19 protein-coding genes and 1 tRNA gene are annotated in these 16,440 nt (G+C 69.3%); 9 read left to right on the top strand and 11 right to left on the bottom strand.

Annotated elements, in window-relative coordinates:
- The first annotated feature begins 2 nt into the window (after nucleotides 1-2).
- On the top strand, nucleotides 3-200 hold the full coding sequence (locus AB0C26_RS18085) for a hypothetical protein (RefSeq protein ID WP_360248072.1): 198 nt from the start codon (nucleotides 3-5) through the stop codon (nucleotides 198-200).
- Here AB0C26_RS18085 and AB0C26_RS18080 read toward each other — a convergent pair.
- The gene (locus AB0C26_RS18080) at nucleotides 197-1,327 is read right to left on the bottom strand and encodes a SpoIIE family protein phosphatase (protein ID WP_360248070.1); all 1,131 of its coding nucleotides are present in this window, start codon (nucleotides 1,325-1,327) and stop codon (nucleotides 197-199) included. The genes AB0C26_RS18085 and AB0C26_RS18080 overlap by 4 nt on opposite strands.
- Before the next feature lie 100 nt (nucleotides 1,328-1,427).
- Here AB0C26_RS18080 and AB0C26_RS18075 point away from each other — a divergent pair, with 100 nt between their 5' ends.
- Nucleotides 1,428-1,982: a phosphoribosyltransferase gene (locus AB0C26_RS18075; RefSeq protein WP_360248068.1), complete on the top strand. Its 555-nt coding sequence runs from the start codon at nucleotides 1,428-1,430 to the stop codon at nucleotides 1,980-1,982.
- On the opposite strand, the gene AB0C26_RS18070 is transcribed toward AB0C26_RS18075, so the two are convergent.
- Nucleotides 1,979-2,242: a YciI family protein gene (locus AB0C26_RS18070; protein ID WP_360248333.1), complete on the bottom strand. Its 264-nt coding sequence runs from the start codon at nucleotides 2,240-2,242 to the stop codon at nucleotides 1,979-1,981. The genes AB0C26_RS18075 and AB0C26_RS18070 overlap by 4 nt on opposite strands.
- A gap of 33 nt (nucleotides 2,243-2,275) precedes the next feature.
- Here AB0C26_RS18070 and AB0C26_RS18065 point away from each other — a divergent pair, with 33 nt between their 5' ends.
- The 3 genes from AB0C26_RS18065 (at nucleotide 2,276) to AB0C26_RS18055 (ending at nucleotide 4,205) form a co-directional block, all read left to right on the top strand.
- Nucleotides 2,276-3,136 (top strand): TIGR03620 family F420-dependent LLM class oxidoreductase, encoded by an 861-nt coding sequence (locus AB0C26_RS18065; protein WP_360248066.1) that lies wholly within the window; start codon nucleotides 2,276-2,278, stop codon nucleotides 3,134-3,136.
- A gap of 74 nt (nucleotides 3,137-3,210) precedes the next feature.
- On the top strand, nucleotides 3,211-3,705 hold the full coding sequence (locus AB0C26_RS18060) for a YcxB family protein (protein WP_360248064.1): 495 nt from the start codon (nucleotides 3,211-3,213) through the stop codon (nucleotides 3,703-3,705).
- Complete coding sequence (locus AB0C26_RS18055) at nucleotides 3,702-4,205, top strand: hypothetical protein (RefSeq protein WP_360248062.1); 504 nt, start codon at nucleotides 3,702-3,704, stop codon at nucleotides 4,203-4,205. Before AB0C26_RS18060 ends, AB0C26_RS18055 begins: the two co-directional genes overlap by 4 nt.
- Before the next feature lie 149 nt (nucleotides 4,206-4,354).
- Here AB0C26_RS18055 and AB0C26_RS18050 read toward each other — a convergent pair.
- Nucleotides 4,355-4,425 (bottom strand) — tRNA-Gly (locus AB0C26_RS18050).
- Nucleotides 4,426-4,479: 54 nt separating this feature from the next.
- Complete coding sequence (locus tag AB0C26_RS18045; RefSeq protein ID WP_360248060.1) at nucleotides 4,480-4,974, bottom strand: pyridoxamine 5'-phosphate oxidase family protein; 495 nt, start codon at nucleotides 4,972-4,974, stop codon at nucleotides 4,480-4,482.
- 76 nt (nucleotides 4,975-5,050) lie between these two features.
- On the opposite strand from AB0C26_RS18045, the gene dcd reads away from it, so the two are divergent.
- Together dcd and AB0C26_RS18035 are read left to right on the top strand one after the other, a co-directional pair.
- Nucleotides 5,051-5,629 carry a dCTP deaminase gene (gene dcd / locus AB0C26_RS18040; protein ID WP_360248058.1) on the top strand — a complete coding sequence of 193 codons (579 nt, stop codon included), beginning with the start codon at nucleotides 5,051-5,053 and terminating at the stop codon, nucleotides 5,627-5,629.
- Between the two features lie 203 nt (nucleotides 5,630-5,832).
- Nucleotides 5,833-6,468: a class I SAM-dependent methyltransferase gene (locus AB0C26_RS18035; RefSeq protein ID WP_360248056.1), complete on the top strand. Its 636-nt coding sequence runs from the start codon at nucleotides 5,833-5,835 to the stop codon at nucleotides 6,466-6,468.
- A gap of 22 nt (nucleotides 6,469-6,490) precedes the next feature.
- Here the strand turns inward: AB0C26_RS18035 and AB0C26_RS18030 are convergent, their stop codons facing one another.
- From AB0C26_RS18030 to AB0C26_RS18010, 5 genes are all read right to left on the bottom strand, one after another.
- Entirely contained in the window at nucleotides 6,491-7,186 is a 696-nt protein-coding gene (locus tag AB0C26_RS18030; protein WP_360248054.1) for a hypothetical protein, read from the bottom strand.
- Nucleotides 7,187-7,719: 533 nt separating this feature from the next.
- Entirely contained in the window at nucleotides 7,720-8,439 is a 720-nt protein-coding gene (locus AB0C26_RS18025; protein WP_360248052.1) for a hypothetical protein, read from the bottom strand.
- A 50-nt stretch (nucleotides 8,440-8,489) separates the two neighbouring features.
- Complete coding sequence (locus AB0C26_RS18020) at nucleotides 8,490-9,320, bottom strand: LamG-like jellyroll fold domain-containing protein (RefSeq protein WP_360248050.1); 831 nt, start codon at nucleotides 9,318-9,320, stop codon at nucleotides 8,490-8,492.
- Nucleotides 9,321-9,395: 75 nt separating this feature from the next.
- Nucleotides 9,396-10,442, bottom strand: a complete 1,047-nt coding sequence (locus AB0C26_RS18015; RefSeq protein WP_360248048.1) for a hemolysin family protein — start codon at nucleotides 10,440-10,442, stop codon at nucleotides 9,396-9,398.
- The gene (locus AB0C26_RS18010; RefSeq protein WP_360248046.1) at nucleotides 10,435-11,769 is read right to left on the bottom strand and encodes a hemolysin family protein; all 1,335 of its coding nucleotides are present in this window, start codon (nucleotides 11,767-11,769) and stop codon (nucleotides 10,435-10,437) included. Before AB0C26_RS18010 ends, AB0C26_RS18015 begins: the two co-directional genes overlap by 8 nt.
- A gap of 101 nt (nucleotides 11,770-11,870) precedes the next feature.
- Between AB0C26_RS18010 and AB0C26_RS18005 the strand changes: the two genes are divergently transcribed.
- Nucleotides 11,871-12,539: a GPP34 family phosphoprotein gene (locus AB0C26_RS18005; RefSeq protein WP_360248044.1), complete on the top strand. Its 669-nt coding sequence runs from the start codon at nucleotides 11,871-11,873 to the stop codon at nucleotides 12,537-12,539.
- Between the two features lie 4 nt (nucleotides 12,540-12,543).
- Here AB0C26_RS18005 and AB0C26_RS18000 read toward each other — a convergent pair whose 3' ends face one another.
- Together AB0C26_RS18000 and AB0C26_RS17995 are read right to left on the bottom strand one after the other, a co-directional pair.
- A complete protein-coding gene (locus AB0C26_RS18000; protein WP_360248042.1) occupies nucleotides 12,544-14,676 on the bottom strand; it encodes a heterodisulfide reductase-related iron-sulfur binding cluster in 2,133 nt (710 codons plus the stop codon).
- Between the two features lie 170 nt (nucleotides 14,677-14,846).
- Nucleotides 14,847-15,110, bottom strand: a complete 264-nt coding sequence (locus AB0C26_RS17995; protein ID WP_097326897.1) for a cell division protein CrgA — start codon at nucleotides 15,108-15,110, stop codon at nucleotides 14,847-14,849.
- 179 nt (nucleotides 15,111-15,289) lie between these two features.
- Between AB0C26_RS17995 and AB0C26_RS17990 the strand changes: the two genes are divergently transcribed.
- The gene (locus AB0C26_RS17990) at nucleotides 15,290-16,102 is read left to right on the top strand and encodes a DUF881 domain-containing protein (RefSeq protein WP_360248040.1); all 813 of its coding nucleotides are present in this window, start codon (nucleotides 15,290-15,292) and stop codon (nucleotides 16,100-16,102) included.
- Nucleotides 16,103-16,440 lie beyond the last annotated feature (338 nt).

The following is a 16,440-nucleotide window of genomic DNA, read 5'->3' as shown; positions in this document are numbered from 1 at the left end:
GCATGTTCGCCACGATCAAGAGCCTGATTCCGGAGCCTCGCCAGGCGGACCAGCCACGTCACTACGTCGGGCGCCACCGCAAGCCGGAACCCGTGCCCGTACCGATCTCGCCCGCGCCCGCTCCGCCCACCGGCGAGTCGGTTCCCGAGGGCGACGCTTCGGCTCTCGAGGGCAAGACCCAGGAGATCGCCGCGGCTTAACTGCCCGCGGCGCCGACCTCCCAGCTCGGCATCGGCATCGTCGCGCCGCCGTCCGGGCCCGCGTACTCCAGCAGGACCAGCGCGATGTCGTCCTCGAGACGGCCGTGCACCCAGTCGACCAGGGCGGTCTCGAGCGAGGCGAGACCATCACCGACCGTGCCGTGGCCCAGCAGCCGCCAGGCCCGGTCGGCGGTCGGGAAGAACTCGCCCTCCCGGCGGGCCTCGCCGAGCCCGTCGGTGAACAGCAGCAACCGGTCGCCCGGCTCCAGCCGCTCGACCCGCGCCTTCACCTCGGGCATGAAACCCAACGGGGGCGCCGGCGCCGGCGGCTCCAGCGGAATGACCTGGCCTCGCCGCAGCAGCAGCGGGGCCGGGTGTCCACAGTTGACGATCGTGAGCGTGCCGCCCCGCTCCTCGACCAGGGCCGCGGTCACGAAATCCTCGTCGCCGACGCTGCGCGCGACCGCCCGGTCGAGGTCGGTCACCAGAGCTTTCAGATCATTGCGTTCGTACGCCACGTGCCGGTACGAGCCGAGCACGATGCTGGCCAGGCGGACGGCGTCCAGGCCCTTGCCGCGCACGTCGCCGATGATGATGCGAACCCCGTACGGCGTGTCGAGCGCCTCGTAGAGGTCCCCGCCGATGTCGGCCGCGGCCGTGGCCGAGATGTAACGCCCGGCGACCGCGAGCGAGCCGACCTGCGGGCCGAGCGGCCGCAGAACCGCCTGCTGGGCGACCGCGGCCAGGCGCTGCAACTCGGCGATCTTGTCGTCCTGACGCTGCCTGATCATGGCCACCGCCGACGCGATGCCGGTGGCCAGCAGAATGCCGATCAGGTTGACCATGCCGGCCACGCTGACCGGCCCGGCCGCGCCGACGAAGGCCACCCCGACGATCGTCGCGACGATCCCGACGACGAGAACCGTCTGCCAGAAGGCGAAGACGGCGGCCAGGAACGGGACGGCCGCGAACAGGCCCACGAAGTCGGCGGTGCGCGGGTCGGCCAGCTCCACCGCGGACACGACGGCGAGCAGCACGACGGCCGCGCCGAGGCCGGCGCGGGATCCAGGGCTCAGCGGGCGGCGACGGCCCGACGACGGAGTAGGCATGGTTACGCGACACAGCATGCCCGATCAGAGCGACGGACTGCACTAACTTGACCCGTAGTCTGAGCGGGTTCTGACCGCGCGGCGGAATGCTTCAGCCGCACGATGACAGGATGTCGGCGTGGCGAGCGACTTCCGTGATCACCTTCGTGATCGCCTCAAGGCCGGTTTCCGCTGGACCGACCCCGGCGACGGCAGCGGCTATCTGGTCAGCGACCGGTCCGGCTGGTGGCGCGACCCGGTGATCCTCGACAAGCTCGGCGACGGCCTGGCCGGCCTGTTCCGCGCCGACCACCCGACCGTGGTGGTCGCTCCGGAGGTGACCGGTTTCCTGGTCGGCCCGCTGGTGGCCCGGGCGCTGGGCGTCGGCTTCGTCGAGGCCTACCGGGCCGGGGCGCGACGGCCGATCGCCGAACCGATGATCTGGGCCGAGATCCCGTCCGATCATCGGGGCGAGAAACAGCATTTGGGGGTACGCCGTCAGCTGCTCACGCCGGACGACCGCGTGCTCGTGGTCGACGACTGGGCGTCCACCGGCGCCCAGGCCCGGGGCCTGCGCACCCTGTTCGGCGCCGGCTACGTGGGCACCGCGGTGATCGTGGACGAGACGCCGCCGCCGGTGGCTCGCGAGTTGACCATCCGCGGCCTGCTCAGCGGCGACGACATCGAGCCCTAGTCGGTGACCAGGCCCCGGTTGGCGACGTAGCCGACCGGGGTGTACTCGGCGACACCGGCCTTGACGTACGGGTCCTCGGCGATCAGTTCGAGGGCCCGCTCCCGCTCGGTCACCTTCAGCACGAGCACCCCACCGACCGGCGGGTCCTGCCGCCCGGCCGAGGCGAGCAGTCCGCGCTGCTCAAGCGAGTCCACAAAGGCCAGGTGCTCGGCCCGGACGGCGTCGACCTGCTCGACCGGCACGACGTACTTCGAGATCATCAGATACACGTCCGCAATCGTACGATCAATTTCATGAACGACTTCGGGCAGTACGGCATCTGGGTGCCCGGCCGCTTCTGGCCGGACGACGCCAACGTGGTCGCCGCGGCGGCGCATGAGCTGGAAGAACTGGGCTACGGCTCGGTGTGGATCGGCGGCAGCCCGCCGGACGACCTGTCCCTGCCCGAGGCCATCCTGGCCGCCACGTCGACACTGGTGGTGGGCACCAGCATCGTCGACATCTGGCACAGCGACGGCGACGAGCTCGCGGCCAGCCACTTCCGCCTGAGCTCGCTGTTCCCCGGCCGCTTCTACCTGGGCGTCGGCTCGGGCCACGCCCCCACCGCGGCCTCGGTCGGCGAGGCGTACGTCAAGCCCTTGACCAGGCTCAAGTCCTTCCTCACGGACAAGCTCGAGCGCGTCCCGCACGAGGAACGCCTGATCGCGGCCCTGGGCCCGAAGACCCTGGAGGCCGCCCGCGACCTGACCGCCGGCGCCCTGCCGTACCTGATGCCACCCGCCCACGCCGCCGAGGCCCGCGCGATCCTGGGCCCCGACCGCCTGCTCATCCCCGAACAGAAGGTCTTCGTCGGCACCGATCCCGCCCAGGCCCGGGCGGTGGCCCGCCGGGTCCTGAAGCCCTACCTGACGCTGCCCAACTACACCAACCAGTGGCGCCGCTTCGGCCTGACCGACGACGACCTGGCCCACGACGGCAGCGACGCCTTGGTGGACCTGACGGTCACCTGGGGCGGCCCGGACGCGATCCGCACCGGCATCCGGGCCCACTTCGACGCCGGCGCCGACCACATCGCCATCCAGGCCCTCTCGGCCGACGCCAGCCCGCACCTCCCCCGAGACGAGTGGCGCCGCATCGCCGAGATCCTTTTCTGAGGTTTCTTCCGGGCGGTTCCGGGCGACCGAGCGGCCGATGTTGCCGGACACTTCCGAAAAGTTACCTTTCAGGAGTGTTTTTGCAGATCACCGCGCGACCGGACCCCCGGCTGGTCGCCACCGCCCTGCGCCACGGCCTGCGCCGTCCGGTGCTGATCGCCCGGGTGGCCGGCTGGGCCGCGATCGCACTGGCCGCCCTGCACGTCCTGACCGGCAGCGGCCTGGACATCCCCCTGCTGGCGGTCGGCGCACTCCTGGCCGTAGGCGTCCCCCTCCTCCTGATCACCACCGGCACCCGCCGCTCGGTCGACGCGGGCCACCTGACGACATACGAGATCAGCGACAGCGGCGTGGCCCTCTCCACCCTCGAAAGCCGCCACGCCTACGCCTGGACCGCCTTCACCACAGTCGCTCACCTGCCCCACCAGCTCGTCTTCGCCCGCAGCCGCGCCCGCTTCCTCCCCATCCCCACCACCGGCCTGACCCCGGCCCAGATCGACCAGGTTCTGGGCACCGCCGCCCGCCACGGCCTCCAGATCCACCACAGCCATGGCACCCTCACCCCATGAGACGGTTCTTGGTCGTCCACGACTACGGCATGGGCGGTTTGTGGTGGTGGGTATGGGCCACGTCCCCCGAGGACATCCTGGAAACCATCGCCGAGGTCGAGGTGATCACCGACGAGGCGACCATCCGCGAGATGGGCCCCCTAGCTGAGGAGGAGCTGCACTTGGACGCCCTCTCCGGAACTTCCTTGGCCGACCTGCGAGACCAGCGCACCGCCCATCGCTCACTACCCGGCTACGGCGCCTTAGCCGGCCGTGACCGCGTATACCTGCGCGAGGACGAGGACCAAACCATCACCTTCGTGGAGTTGGGCCCCGACGGTCGCCGCCTACGCGAGGTCATAGTGACCCCCCATGGCGCATTCCGCCTGGCCAACGACCTGCCGAACCCACCGAGAGACCTCCGAGACCCCCGCTACTCCCAGCTCGAGATCACTCACCTCGAGTTCGAGGCGGCATGGAAGCGATCCCTGCCCTACCCCGAAGACGAGGAACACCCCTAAGCCCCAGCCCCGGCCAGCCCCACCCCCACCGACCGCACCCCACCGACCGCGCCCCACCGCACCGTGGGGGTCTGGGGGGTCGCCCCCCAGGCATGAAATGCAAGGAGGCCCGGCCCACGTTCTCCGTGGGCACGGGCCTCCTACCTCCGAGCGGGTGACGGGAATCGAACCCGCGCTGTCAGCTTGGGAAGCTGATGTTCTGCCATTGAACTACACCCGCGTAGCGGGCCCCACTGTACCTGATTGCGGCACTCTGTGGCGGGACCGCCCTTGCTCAACTCACCGCGGCCAGCGGGCGCGGTAACTCGGCACGCCACGTGCGTGACAGCGGCGTCACATCCGGCGACAGCGGCAGCGCCCCCGCTGGCCCGTGCCGGCGCAGCGTCGCTGACTCGATCATCAGCTCGTAGAGCCGCCAGTCGACGTCCGGTGACGCGCGCAGCGCTCCCGCCAGGCGGGTGATGACCCGGGGGTCGGTCACGCGGACGGCTCGGCCCGACACGTACGCCTCGTCGTCGCTCTCTTCCGGGGGAAAAGAGTGCAGCGCGTAGCGGCCGTCGCGGTCGAGGTCGCCTCGTTTGGGTGAGGCGACGATGAAGCAATAGAGTCCCTCGTCGGTGATGACCGGCGACACCGGATGGACCCGTGGAGCGCCGTCGGCACGCACCGTGGCCAGGTAGGCCAGGCCGGGGCCGTACTGCTGGAGGAGCGCGCGGATGCCGGCCGCGAGGGTGGGCTCAACAGCGGCGAAATCGGACCAGGAAGCCATGCCGTCATTCTATCGAACATACGTTCGACACGCCCACCAAAACACGCCGAACGGGCAGCTTGGGTATGGTGTTGCGATGCTGCTGTCCGACCGTGACCTGGTCTCCGAGATCAAATCTGGCGACCTGGCCCTGGAGCCGTTCGAGCCGGCGCTGATGCAACCGTCCAGCATCGATGTTCGCCTGGACCGATTCTTCCGGGTGTTCAACAACCATCTCTACACCCACATCGATCCGGCCGAGCAGCAGGACGATCTGACCGCGCTCGTCGAGGTCGCCGCCGGCGAGCCGTTCGTCCTGCACCCGGGCGAGTTCGTCCTCGCCTCGACGCTCGAGGTCATCACTCTTGGTGAGCAGCTTGCGGGCCGCCTCGAGGGCAAGAGCAGCCTCGGCCGCCTCGGCCTGCTGACCCACTCGACCGCCGGGTTCATCGACCCCGGATTCTCCGGTCACGTCACGCTCGAGCTGTCCAACGTGGCCAACCTGCCGATCAAGCTCTGGCCCGGCATGAAGATCGGCCAGCTCTGCATCTTCCGGCTCTCCAGCCCAGCCGAGCACCCCTACGGCTCAGCCGTCTACGGCTCTCGCTACCAGGGCCAGCGCGGTCCCACGCCGAGCCGTTCCGCTCAGAACTTCCGGACCTGGCCGACTTCCTAAGGCCTGTCGTAGCGGGGTGGGGCGTACGGTTCGCTGCTCACGCCGAGGGCCGCGACGGGGCGAGCAGGGCGCTGCGCGCCCAGAACGCTCACCCCGCCACGGCGACGTGAGTAAGTGGTTGCGCTCAAAGACCACAAAACCGGCGGGCTCCCGCCCCTGTGGAGAACTGAGCTCCGGCCCTCCCGCAGCGGCAGAATGAACGCGTGACGACCTCATTGGACAGAACGAGGGCGGCCTACGACACGGTCGCCGCCAGCTACGCCAAGCTGCTCAACGGCACTTCCGTGGCCGAGTCGACCTGGGACAGGGCCGTGCTGGGCGCGTACGCCGAGCTCATCACCGGCCCGGTGGCCGAGGCCGGCTGCGGCACTGGCCGGATAACCGCCCACCTGTCATCCCTGGGCGTCGACATCCAGGGCGTGGACCTCTCACCCGCCATGATCAGGGAAGCCGAGACGGCCTACCCCCACATCCCGTTCGCGATCGGCTCCCTGCTCGACCTGGACCTGCCCGACGCGAGCCTCAACGGCGTCGTCGCCTGGTACTCGTTGGTGCACACCCCGCCGGACCTGCTCCCCAAGGCGTTCACCGAATTCGCCCGAGTCCTGGAGCCCGGCGGCCGCCTGGTGATCGCTTTCAAGTCCGGCGACGCCAAGCGGACCCTGTCCACGGGCTACGGCCACGACATCGACGTGGACGTCTACGAGTACCCACCCGACCGCTTCGCCGCCCTGGCAACCGCGGCCGGCCTCACCGAAACCATGCGTTTGGTGCGAGCGGCCGAGCCCTCAGAGAGACAGCCTCAGGCCTACAGCATGTTCCTCAAGCCCCATCCGTGAGCCACCACACCCTGAGCAAGGATCAGACGGACGCGTTTTCGCCGCTCAGGCGTATGACGTGCTTGATCGATCGAACAGCTCGGGTGGCTTCTGGGACGGTGACGGCCGGCGTCAGGCGTACCGGAACGTCGCGGTAGCGGATCCACACCTCGACTACTTGTTCGCGGCGGAGAAGCGCAACCAGATACGGGATCTCCACGAGCGTTGTCAGGGCTGTCGCCACCGCGACGATCCATAGCCAGGTGGGGCTGTCCTGCCTCAAGGTCAGCCAGGTGACGAGAGCGGCGAGAAGCGGAAGAGCGAAGACGGCTATCGGCCACAGCCGGCGGATTCGCCGACCTCGGTTGAGCAGAGCGACGCCGGTGATCGAACTGACCGCGAACCTGCGGCCTCCGGCTTCGACGAATGACCTGGACACCACCAGACCGCGGTGCCGGTAGTAAGTCTCGGACTCGGCTGCCGGATCGTCCGGAGGCGGCTCCGAGGTGGGCGGTTCCTCAGTCGGCGGGTCCGTCAGCGTCGTGGTCGAATCGCCGAGTTGCTCCACCAGTCGTTGCCACTCCGCCTCCTCATCCGAGGCGCTGTAGGCGGGCGAAGACCGACCGAGAGCGCGAACGACGGGCGGCCGGGACTGCTCGCTTCCGGCGAAGGCCGGCGTCTGCCGGGCCAACGCGGCGACGACCTGGCGAAGGAACGAGCGAACGGCAGGATCAGCCATCGTCGCTCCCCGCGGCCTGACCAGGGCTTTCAGTCGGAGCTTCTCTCAGCTTCTGGGCGCGAGGGGGACTACGGCGCGGGGCCGGGGCGGGCCTGATGATGTCGGACGGCGCTGTACTCCCCTCCCCCGGTATCTGCCGGGCCATCTGCTCCACGAGCAGCGGCGCGGCCACACCGAACGCGAGGGCACTCAACGCTCCCGCGAGCTGACCGCTCGCCCCCGCGGCGGCCGCGACACCCGCACCGACGCCCAACCGGATCAGAACAGACACGAGCAACGGCCACGGTCCGGGTTCGCCCCGGCGCTTCCACGGCCAGCCTCCGACCCTGCGGATAGCGCCGGCGAACTGCAGCCCTTCGACAGCAGCGGCACCGAGGAGTCCCCAGAGACAAGCTTCGGCAACCGACATCTTCTGGACGGTAGCCGAGCTGAAGGGCTGAGAACAGCGAAGCTCACCTCCGTGTAAAGCAACCGGAACGGCAGAAGGCCCGTGCCCGTGTGAGCGGGCCGGGCCTTTCTGCGAATGGTGCGATCTAGCGGAGCCAGCCGGGGAACCAGCGGCCGGTCTTGAAGCCGGTGGACCACTGGTGTTCGGTGCAGGAGCGGTTCGTGGCGAAGCGCTGCTCGTCCAGGACGGCGGTGGTGCCGGCGTTGTAGGTGCCCAGGCCGAAGCCGATGCCGGTGACGGTCATCTTGGGGTTGGCCGCCACCACCTCGGAGAACTTCAAGGTCGCGGGGCCGCCGGCGGTCTTGGCGAGGCCGGTGATCGTCGTGGACGGGGTCCACAGGGGACCGTCCAGGACGTTCCACTCCGTGCGCACGCGGCGCTGCGGGTTTCCGGCTCCGATCGAGCTCAGGTAGTAGTACGGCTCGAAGACCAGGGTGCCGGGGCCGGCGGGCGTGCGGACGTACAGGTGGTAGGCCGGCAGGGCGGCGTCGTTCACCACGTTGTTGTCGCCGGCCGTGGTGTCGAGCTTGGCGGTCTCGTAGGAGACCTCGTCGACCGTGCTGGCCAGGACGGGGCGGAACGACGACTGCCAGGACACCTTGTCGCTGTTCGACGAGCGGGCCGTCGTCAGCTTGATGCCGTCGGTGCCCACGGTGGCGGTGGCCGTGCCGATCTTCGTGACGCCGGCGGTCGTGCTGTGCTTTTCGACGCCGCAGGGGCGATGGCTGGAAGCACTGGCCGGGACGGCGGGGATCGCGACCAGGAGCGCCGTGGCGACGGTCGCGGTTAGCAGGCGAGAAGTCATGTCTGCACTATTCCCATCCAGCAAGTCCGGCAACGTACATATTGTCCGTTTCAGCCGATTGCCACGAAGACGTTGTCGATTTCGCCGGCGAACTGGTCGTTGCCTCGATTCGTGCCCTTGCCGCCGACGCGCAGCGGCTCGGCGTTGGCGATCGACAGATCAGCGGGCACGGCCACCTCGGCCCGAGGGCTTCCGTCGACGGTCAGCGTGAGGCGTTCTCGCTGGCGTACGCAGGTCAGGTTGTGCCATTGCCCGTCGGCCACGTCGAGCAGGGCCTCGGCGCGATGAATGCCGCCACTTCCGGCCAGAACGCACGACGGGTGGCCCAGACGGTGGTCCACCTGGAGCTTGTATTGACTCACGCCACCGACCGAGTAGCCCTTCTGGACGACGTTGGCGCCGTCGGCCAGGTCCGCGTGCGTCATCAGGACCGACGCGCCGTAGTTGAGCTTTCGAAGGCCGGGGTTCAGCGTGTCGTCCCGTGCCCCCTCGAGGATCGCGCGTGGGCAGTCCCGCTCCCGGGCCAGCCGGCACCGATCGGGATAGGAAACGGCCAGACCCGAGGCCCCTTGCGGCCGTACGAGGCGCAGCACCCCGCCGTTCTCACCGACCGGCCGCAGCTCGTGGCCGCCGTTGACGTCGGTGATCGGCTTGCCGACGCCGCCGTCGAAGGTGTAGCGGATGGAGATCGGCCCGCGGGCGACACTGATCGGCTCCGGCGGCATCGGCGGCGCGGAGGGTGAGACCGCCATGGTCAGCGCGCCGGCCCGGGCCATCGGCGTGTGCAGCGCGATTCCGTACGCCGGAAGGCGATAGAAATAGGCGACGCCGCCGGCCAGCACGACCACCGCGAGCGCTAACCACCACCCTTTTCGTGACATGTCGGGATTGTGCGGCACCCACCACGCATGACGACGGACCGGCAAGCAATCGAACCGGAATTACTCCGGACGAGGTCAGCCGACCGCCCGAGGCGCCGCCGGTACGTGTGGATGAGCGGGCTCCCCCACGACCGCGTGGATCACGTCGTCCAATGTGATCACTCCCAGCGGAGTGCGGCCGTCACTGACCAGCGCGATGTGCAGACGGTCGCGGCGCATGGTCAACAGCAGATCGGCCAGCGTACGGTCGGGCGGCACCACCGCCAAAGGCCTGATGATCTCCGGCGGGATCGGGCGTGTCCGGCGCTCCGCCGCGTACCCCAAAATGTCTTTGACGTGAACGAATCCCAGCACCCGCCGGGTGTTCCGCTGGACCACCGGGAAGCGGGACCGCCCGGTCCGCGTGGCCAGCGCCTCGACGGTCGCGGGTGACACGTCGTCGGCGATCGTGGTGACCGTCGACCAGGGCCGCAGCGTGTCGGCCGCCGTCCGGTCCTGCAGGCCGAGCGCGGCGTTGATCCGGGCGTACTGCTCCGTGCCGAGCAGTCCCTCGGCCCGGGCCTGAGTCACCATCCCGGCCAGTTCCTCGGCCGTGAAGACCGTCTTGACCGCGTCCGTCGACTCGATCTTCCACAGTCGCAGGACGATCTTGGCGGCCCAGCGCATCGCGTTGAGCAGCGGTTTCGTGGCCGTGCAGAAGCCCAGCATGAACGGGCCGAGGATCAGCGCGGCCCGTTCCGGCCCGGCCAGCGTGATGTTCTTCGGGACCATCTCGCCGATCACCGTGTGCAGGAAGACCACGATCATCAGGGCCAGCACGAAGGCCACCGGATGGATCGCGTTCTCCGGCAGCCCCAGCGCCTCGAACGGGCCCTCGAGCAGATGGGCGACCGCGGGCTCGGACAGCGCGCCCAGGCCGAGCGAGCAGACCGTGATGCCCAGCTGCGCGCCGGCGATCATCAGCGGGATCTGGCTCATGGCCGACAGGGCCCACCGGGCCCGTTTGGACGTGGCGGCCAGCGGTTCCAGTGCCGTACGGCGAGACGCGATCAGCGCGAACTCGCCGCCCACGAAGATGCCGTTGCCGATCAGCAGCAGGACGGTGACCAGCAGCTCAGTCATCGGCCGGCTCCGCCGGGATGACGACGCGGACCTGCTCGACCCGGTGCCGGTCGACGGCCATCACGGTGAACTCCCAGCCCCCCGTCTCATACGACTCGCCGACCTCCGGAATGTGGCCGAGCCGGGCCAGCAGGAAGCCGGCCAACGTCTCGTACGGGCCCTCGGGCAGTTTGAAGCCGGTCTGCTCGATCAGCTCGTCCTCGCGCAGCAGCCCGTCGACCAGGAACGTCTTTTCGCCGCCGGGCGCGGTCAACTCGACCGTCGACGTCTCGGCCTGCTCGGCGTCGTACTCGTCGGCGATCTCACCGACCAGTTCCTCGATCAGGTCCTCGACCGTCACCACGCCATCGGTGCCGCCGTACTCGTCCACCACGATCGCCAGGTCGGCGTCGGCCTCGCGCAGCGCCGCCAGCACCTTGTCGAGGCCCAGGCTCTCCGGTACGTACACCGGCTCCCGGGCGATCGTGGAGACCCGCGTCGCGGCCCGCCGTTCGGGTGGCACGCCCAGCGCGTCGGGCACCGCCACCACCCCCGTGACCAGGTCGATCGTGTTCTCGTAGACCGGGAACCGGGTGTGCCCGGTCTCCCGGGCCTTGGTGATCAGGTCGGCCACGCTGGCGGCGACGGTCAGCCCGACCACGTCGACCCGCGGCGTCATCGCCGAGGCCGCCCTCTTCTCGCCGAAGCGGATCGTGCGCCGCACCAGCGTCGCCGTCTCGTTCGGCAGCGTCCCGGCCCGCGCGCTGATCGCCGCGAGCAGGCCCAGCTCCTCGGGCGAGCGGGCGCTGGCCAGCTCCTCCTGCGGTTCGACCCCGATCCGGCGCACCAGCCAGTTCGCCGATCCGTTCAGGGCGCCGATCAGGTATTTGAAGAGCTTCGAGAACGTACGCAACGGGGCCGCGGTCAGCAACGCCGCGCGCATCGGCCGAGCGAGCGCCGCGTTTTTCGGCACCAGCTCGCCGAAGAGCATCGACACGAGGGTGGCCACGACCAGGGCGATCGCGTGGGTGATGCCCTCGGTCGCGTCGCCGCCGATCGGCTCGATCAGCGGCGTGAAGATCTTGGAGAGCGCCGGCTCGGCCAGATATCCGGTGAGCAGCGCGGTGATCGTGATGCCGAGTTGGGTGCCGGAGAGCTGGAACGAAAGCTCGTGCAGCGCGTGCTGCACCGTGCGGGCCCGGCGGTCGCCGGAGCGGGCCCGGGCGTCGATCTCGGGCCGGTCGACCGTCACGAGACCGAACTCGGCGGCCACAAAGAACGCGTTGCCCGCCGTGAGCAGCGCGAAGGCCACCAACGGGAGCACCGCGGTCAGCAGCAGGCCGTCCATGATCGGTTCACCTCGGTCCCCATTGTGCCGGATGCGGGCGATTCCCGGCGTCCGGGCGCTTCCGGGATTGATCTTCGCTCGGTTTGGTTACCGTCGAGGGCATGAACCTTGCCGAGGAGTTCCTCCTACTCGCGTACGACGATGACGGCACCCCGCTCACCGACGGCACGCACCTGGACAACGGTCTCGGCGGGGCGCTGCTGCTGGAGCTCGCGCTGGCGGGCCGGGTCGACGTCGCCGACAAGAAGGTGATCGTCCTCGACGACGACGCGACCGGCGACACGATCCTGGACCGCGCGCTGGGCCGGATCCTGGCCGAGGACCGTAACCGGCGGCCCGGCCACTGGGTCACGAAGTTCGCCAAGGACACGCGCCCGCAGGTGCTCGACCGGCTGGTCGCCGACGGCGTGCTGACCGTGGAGAAGGACAAGGTGCTCTGGGTCTTCCCGCGCACCCGGTACCCGGCCGCGAACGGTGTCGAGCCGGTGGCCGAGACCGAGGCCCGCCAGCGGATGCAGGCCGCCGTGCTCGAGGCGGGGCCGGTCGATCCCCGTACGGCCGCTCTCTGTGCCCTGGTCGCCGCGACCGACCTCGACCGGAAGGTCTTCACCGGCCTGGACCGCAAGGTGGTCCAGGCCCGGCTGCGCGAGATCGGCGCCGGCTCGTGGGCGGCCGCCGCGGTGAAGAAGACGCTGGACGAGATCCAGGCGGCCGTGATGGTCGCGATCGTCGCCTCGACCACCGCGGCCACCACCAGCACGCCGAACTAGCGGGTCAGACTTCCTGCTTGAGCGAGCGCAGGAGGACCGTCGCGACGTCCACGACCTCGACGTTCTCCTGCTCGCCCTTGCCGGTGACCCCGTCGCCGATCATCGTGTAGCAGAACGGGCAGCCCACCGCGATCGTCTTCGCGCCGGTCGCCAGGGCCTCCTCCGTACGCTCGACGTTGATCCGCTTGCCGATCTTCTCTTCCATCCACATGCGGGCGCCGCCGGCGCCGCAGCAGAAGGACCGCTCCTGGTTGCGCGGCATCTCGATCAGGTTGCCGACCGACTCGCCGAGAACCTCACGCGGCGCGTCGAACACGCGGTTGTGCCGTCCCAGGTAGCACGGGTCGTGGTAGGTCACGTCGCCCTCGATCGGCTGCACCGGGGTCAGCTTGCCCTCCTTGACCAGGTGGGCCAGCAACTGCGTGTGGTGCACGACCTCGACCTCGAGCCCCAGCTGCTCGTACTCGTTGCCCAGGGTGTTGAAGCAGTGCGGGCAGGTGGCGACGATCTTCTTGACCTTCGCCTCCTGAAGAGTCTCCACGTTCTGCTGGGCCAGCATCTGGAAGACGAACTCGTTACCGATTCGCCGGGCCGGGTCACCCGTACAGGTCTCGCCCTCACCGAGAATCGCGTAGTTGACGCCGGCCTCGTGCAGCAGCTTGGCCACCGCCCGCGTGGTCTTCTTGGCCCTGTCCTCGAACGCGCCGGCGCAGCCGACCCAGAACAGGTAGTCGAAGTCCTCGACCTCGCCGACCCGCGGCACCTCGAAGTCCAGGCCCTTGGTCCAGTCCTCGCGGGTGTTCTGCGGGGCGCCCCACGGGTTGCCCTTGTTCTCCAGGTTGCGCAGCATGACGCCGGCCTCGCTGGGGAACGACGACTCGATCAGCACCTGGTAGCGGCGCATGTCGACGATGTGGTCGATGTGCTCGATGTCGACCGGGCACTGCTCGACACACGCGCCGCAGGTCGTGCACGACCACAGCACGTCCGGATCGATCACGCCGTTCTCGTCCACCCCGCCGATCAGCGGCCGCTCGGCCTCGGCCAGGGCCAGCACGTCCATGTGCGCCAGCTGGGCCGCGGTCGCCTTCTCCTCGCCGGTCAGATCTTTGCCGCCTCCGGCGAGGAGATAGGGCGCTTTGGCGTACGCGTGATCGCGCAGGCTGAGAACCAGCAGCTTCGGTGAGAGCGGCTTGGCCGTGTTCCAGGCCGGGCACTGCGACTGGCACCGGCCGCACTCCGTGCAGGTGGAGAAGTCCAGCAGACCCTTCCAGGTGAACTGCTCCACCTGGGCCACGCCGAACTGGTCCTTCTCCGGGTCGGCCTCCTCGAAGTCGAGCGGCTTGCCCCCGCTCATCATCGGCTTCAGCGCACCCAGACCGGAACCGGCCGGCTTCTCCGGGCTGCGCTTGAAGAAGATGTTGAAGAACGCCAGGAACCGGTGCCACGCCACGCCCATGGTCGGGTTCAGCGCGATCGTGATCAGCCAGCCCATCGAGATGAACAGCTTGACCAGCGCGACCCAGGTCGCGCCGTCCCCCCACGACGGCAGCGCGGCGCCGATCGCGTGCGACAGCGGAGCGGCCCAGGTCGGGTAGGGGAAGACGTCGTTGGCGACCTTGAACCCGCGGATCAGGAACCCGCAGACCAGCACGCCGAGGATGACGGCCTCGACGAAGTACGCCTGCCACATCGTCGAGCCGAGGAAGCGCGAACGCTTCTGCCGGATGTTCTTCTGCCGTACGAAGATCAGGTACACGATCCCGAGCAGGCCCAGGATCCCGATCCACTCGGTGACGAACCCGAACACCGTCCAGTGCCCGATGATCGGCAGCTCACCCTTGGGGTCGACGACCTCGAAGTACGCCTCCACGACCAGCAGGAACAGGATCATGAAGGAGACCATCACGAGCCAGTGCGCGGCACCGATGGCCGACCACTTGAGCATCCGCGTGTGACCGAGCGTCTCGGTCAGCATCGTCTTGGTCCGGGTGCCCTTGTCCGCGAAACGCGCGGGCTCCGGCTGCCCCTGGCGGATCACCGCGGTGATCGTCAGGACGGCGCGCACCGCCAGCACGACGGCCACCACCGTGACCAGGCCGGCCAGGACGGTGGCGACGATCTGCGCTATGCCCATCTGGGTTGTGCCTCCTCGGTCGGCAGTCCGACGCGCTTCATGTTACCCACGAGTAATAGACGGCCGCACGCCGCCGGGTCAAGTAGCGCAAAGAGCACCCCGCGCCGTCGGCCCGGGGTGCTTGAATCGGATGAAATCGACGATACCCGCGTTAAGCAGGCTTTACCGGCCTATCGCCAGCGCGACAGGATGCCCAGCGAGGCGACCATGCACCCGAAGCCCACAGCGAGGTTCCAGTACCGCCAGGCCTCGACCGGGTACTGCTGCGACGACAGGTAATACACGACCAGCCAGGCAATACCGATCACGATGAGAGCCACCGCGGTGATCGGCAGCCACATCGGGCTCGGCTTCTTGGAAGCCGCTGTCGCCGCCGGACGAATGTCCGTCGGCGGCGTGTAGACCTTCTTCTTGCGAACCTGAGACTTCGGCACGGTGCATCTCCTGAAGGGCAACAAGTGGTGAACAACCCCACCGCTGAGCGGCTCCGGAGATCCCGAATGCTGCCCGTGGCGATTAATGTTCGACAGCTAGCGTAGTCAAGGCTGCGCTCCGAGAGGCACCCGCCAGGCGAGGAAATTGTCCGGCGCGATTTTCCGGGAGGACCGAAGACGTGGAATACACCACTGGCGCGCCCTCGTGGCGGCTCGTGCTGCGCCGCGCGCTCGGGGGTCTGCGGCCACGCCGGCGCGGCCAGCGCACCCGCGGCTGGTCGGCCGTGGTCCCGCTCATCGCGCTGGCCGCGGGCCTGCTCTTCACCACTTCCGCCCGGACGGCGGACGGCACGGCGCTGCGCGACGACCGGCGCCCCCAGCTGGCCCAGCTGATCGCCGACAAGCGCGCACGCCTCGACGCGCGCGAGAAAACGGCGGCCCGGCTCCGGGCCACGGTCGACCAGGACACGGCCCAGCTGGCCGAGGTCGACCCCCAGGTGGCCAAGGCCCGCAAGGACGCCGACGCGCTGCGATCACCGGCCGGCTTCACCGCGCTCGAGGGCCCCGGCATGACCGTCACCCTCGACGACTCGTCCCGCCGGAGCAACGAGTTCGCCGACACCAACGCCCCCGACAACGACGATCTCGTTGTCCACCAGGGTGACGTTCAAGCAGTGGTCAACGCGTTGTGGGCCGGAGGTGCCGAGGCAATGTCGATCATGGATGTCCGCGTCATCTCGACGAGCGCGGTACGCTGTGTCGGCAACACGCTGCTACTTCACGGCCAGGTCTTCTCGCCACCGTTCAAGATCACGGCGATCGGCGAACCCACAGCGATGCATCGCGCGTTGGAGTCCGCGGAAGGGGTCCAGCAATTCCGGGATGCCGTCGCCGACTTCGGCCTCGGCTACACGGAAAGGGTCGAGAGGAACGTGACAGTGCGGGCGTACGACGGGTCGAGTGACCTCCGATCCGCGCAGGTTGCCGGCTGATGGCCGCTCCCGACAGTCCCACCGGCAGCGCCGGCTCGGGCCGCCACCGAGCCCCCGACGGCGACGCCCAGACGGCTTACATCCCCCGAATCACCGACGCTTCCCCCGACGGGGTACCCGGCGGCCCCTTGGCCCCGCCGATCGGTCTCAGCGGCTCCCAGCCCACCCCGATCCGCCCCCCAGCACCCACAGACCCGCAACCGCCTTCCCCCGTACGACCGGAGCCCAGCCCCCCGGCGTTCCCGCCCCACCCGGAGCCCGCGTCGTCGGCGTTCGCCGAGCCCACGCCGCCCCCAGCCGCGTTCCCGACCCGCCCGAACGCCTCCTCCTTCCCGGAG

It is taken from the genome of Actinoplanes sp. NPDC048796, from assembly GCF_040650035.1.
GTDB lineage: Bacteria > Actinomycetota > Actinomycetes > Mycobacteriales > Micromonosporaceae > Actinoplanes.
Note: the sequence above shows the minus strand (reverse complement) of the source record. Positions and strands in the feature narration are given on the sequence as shown.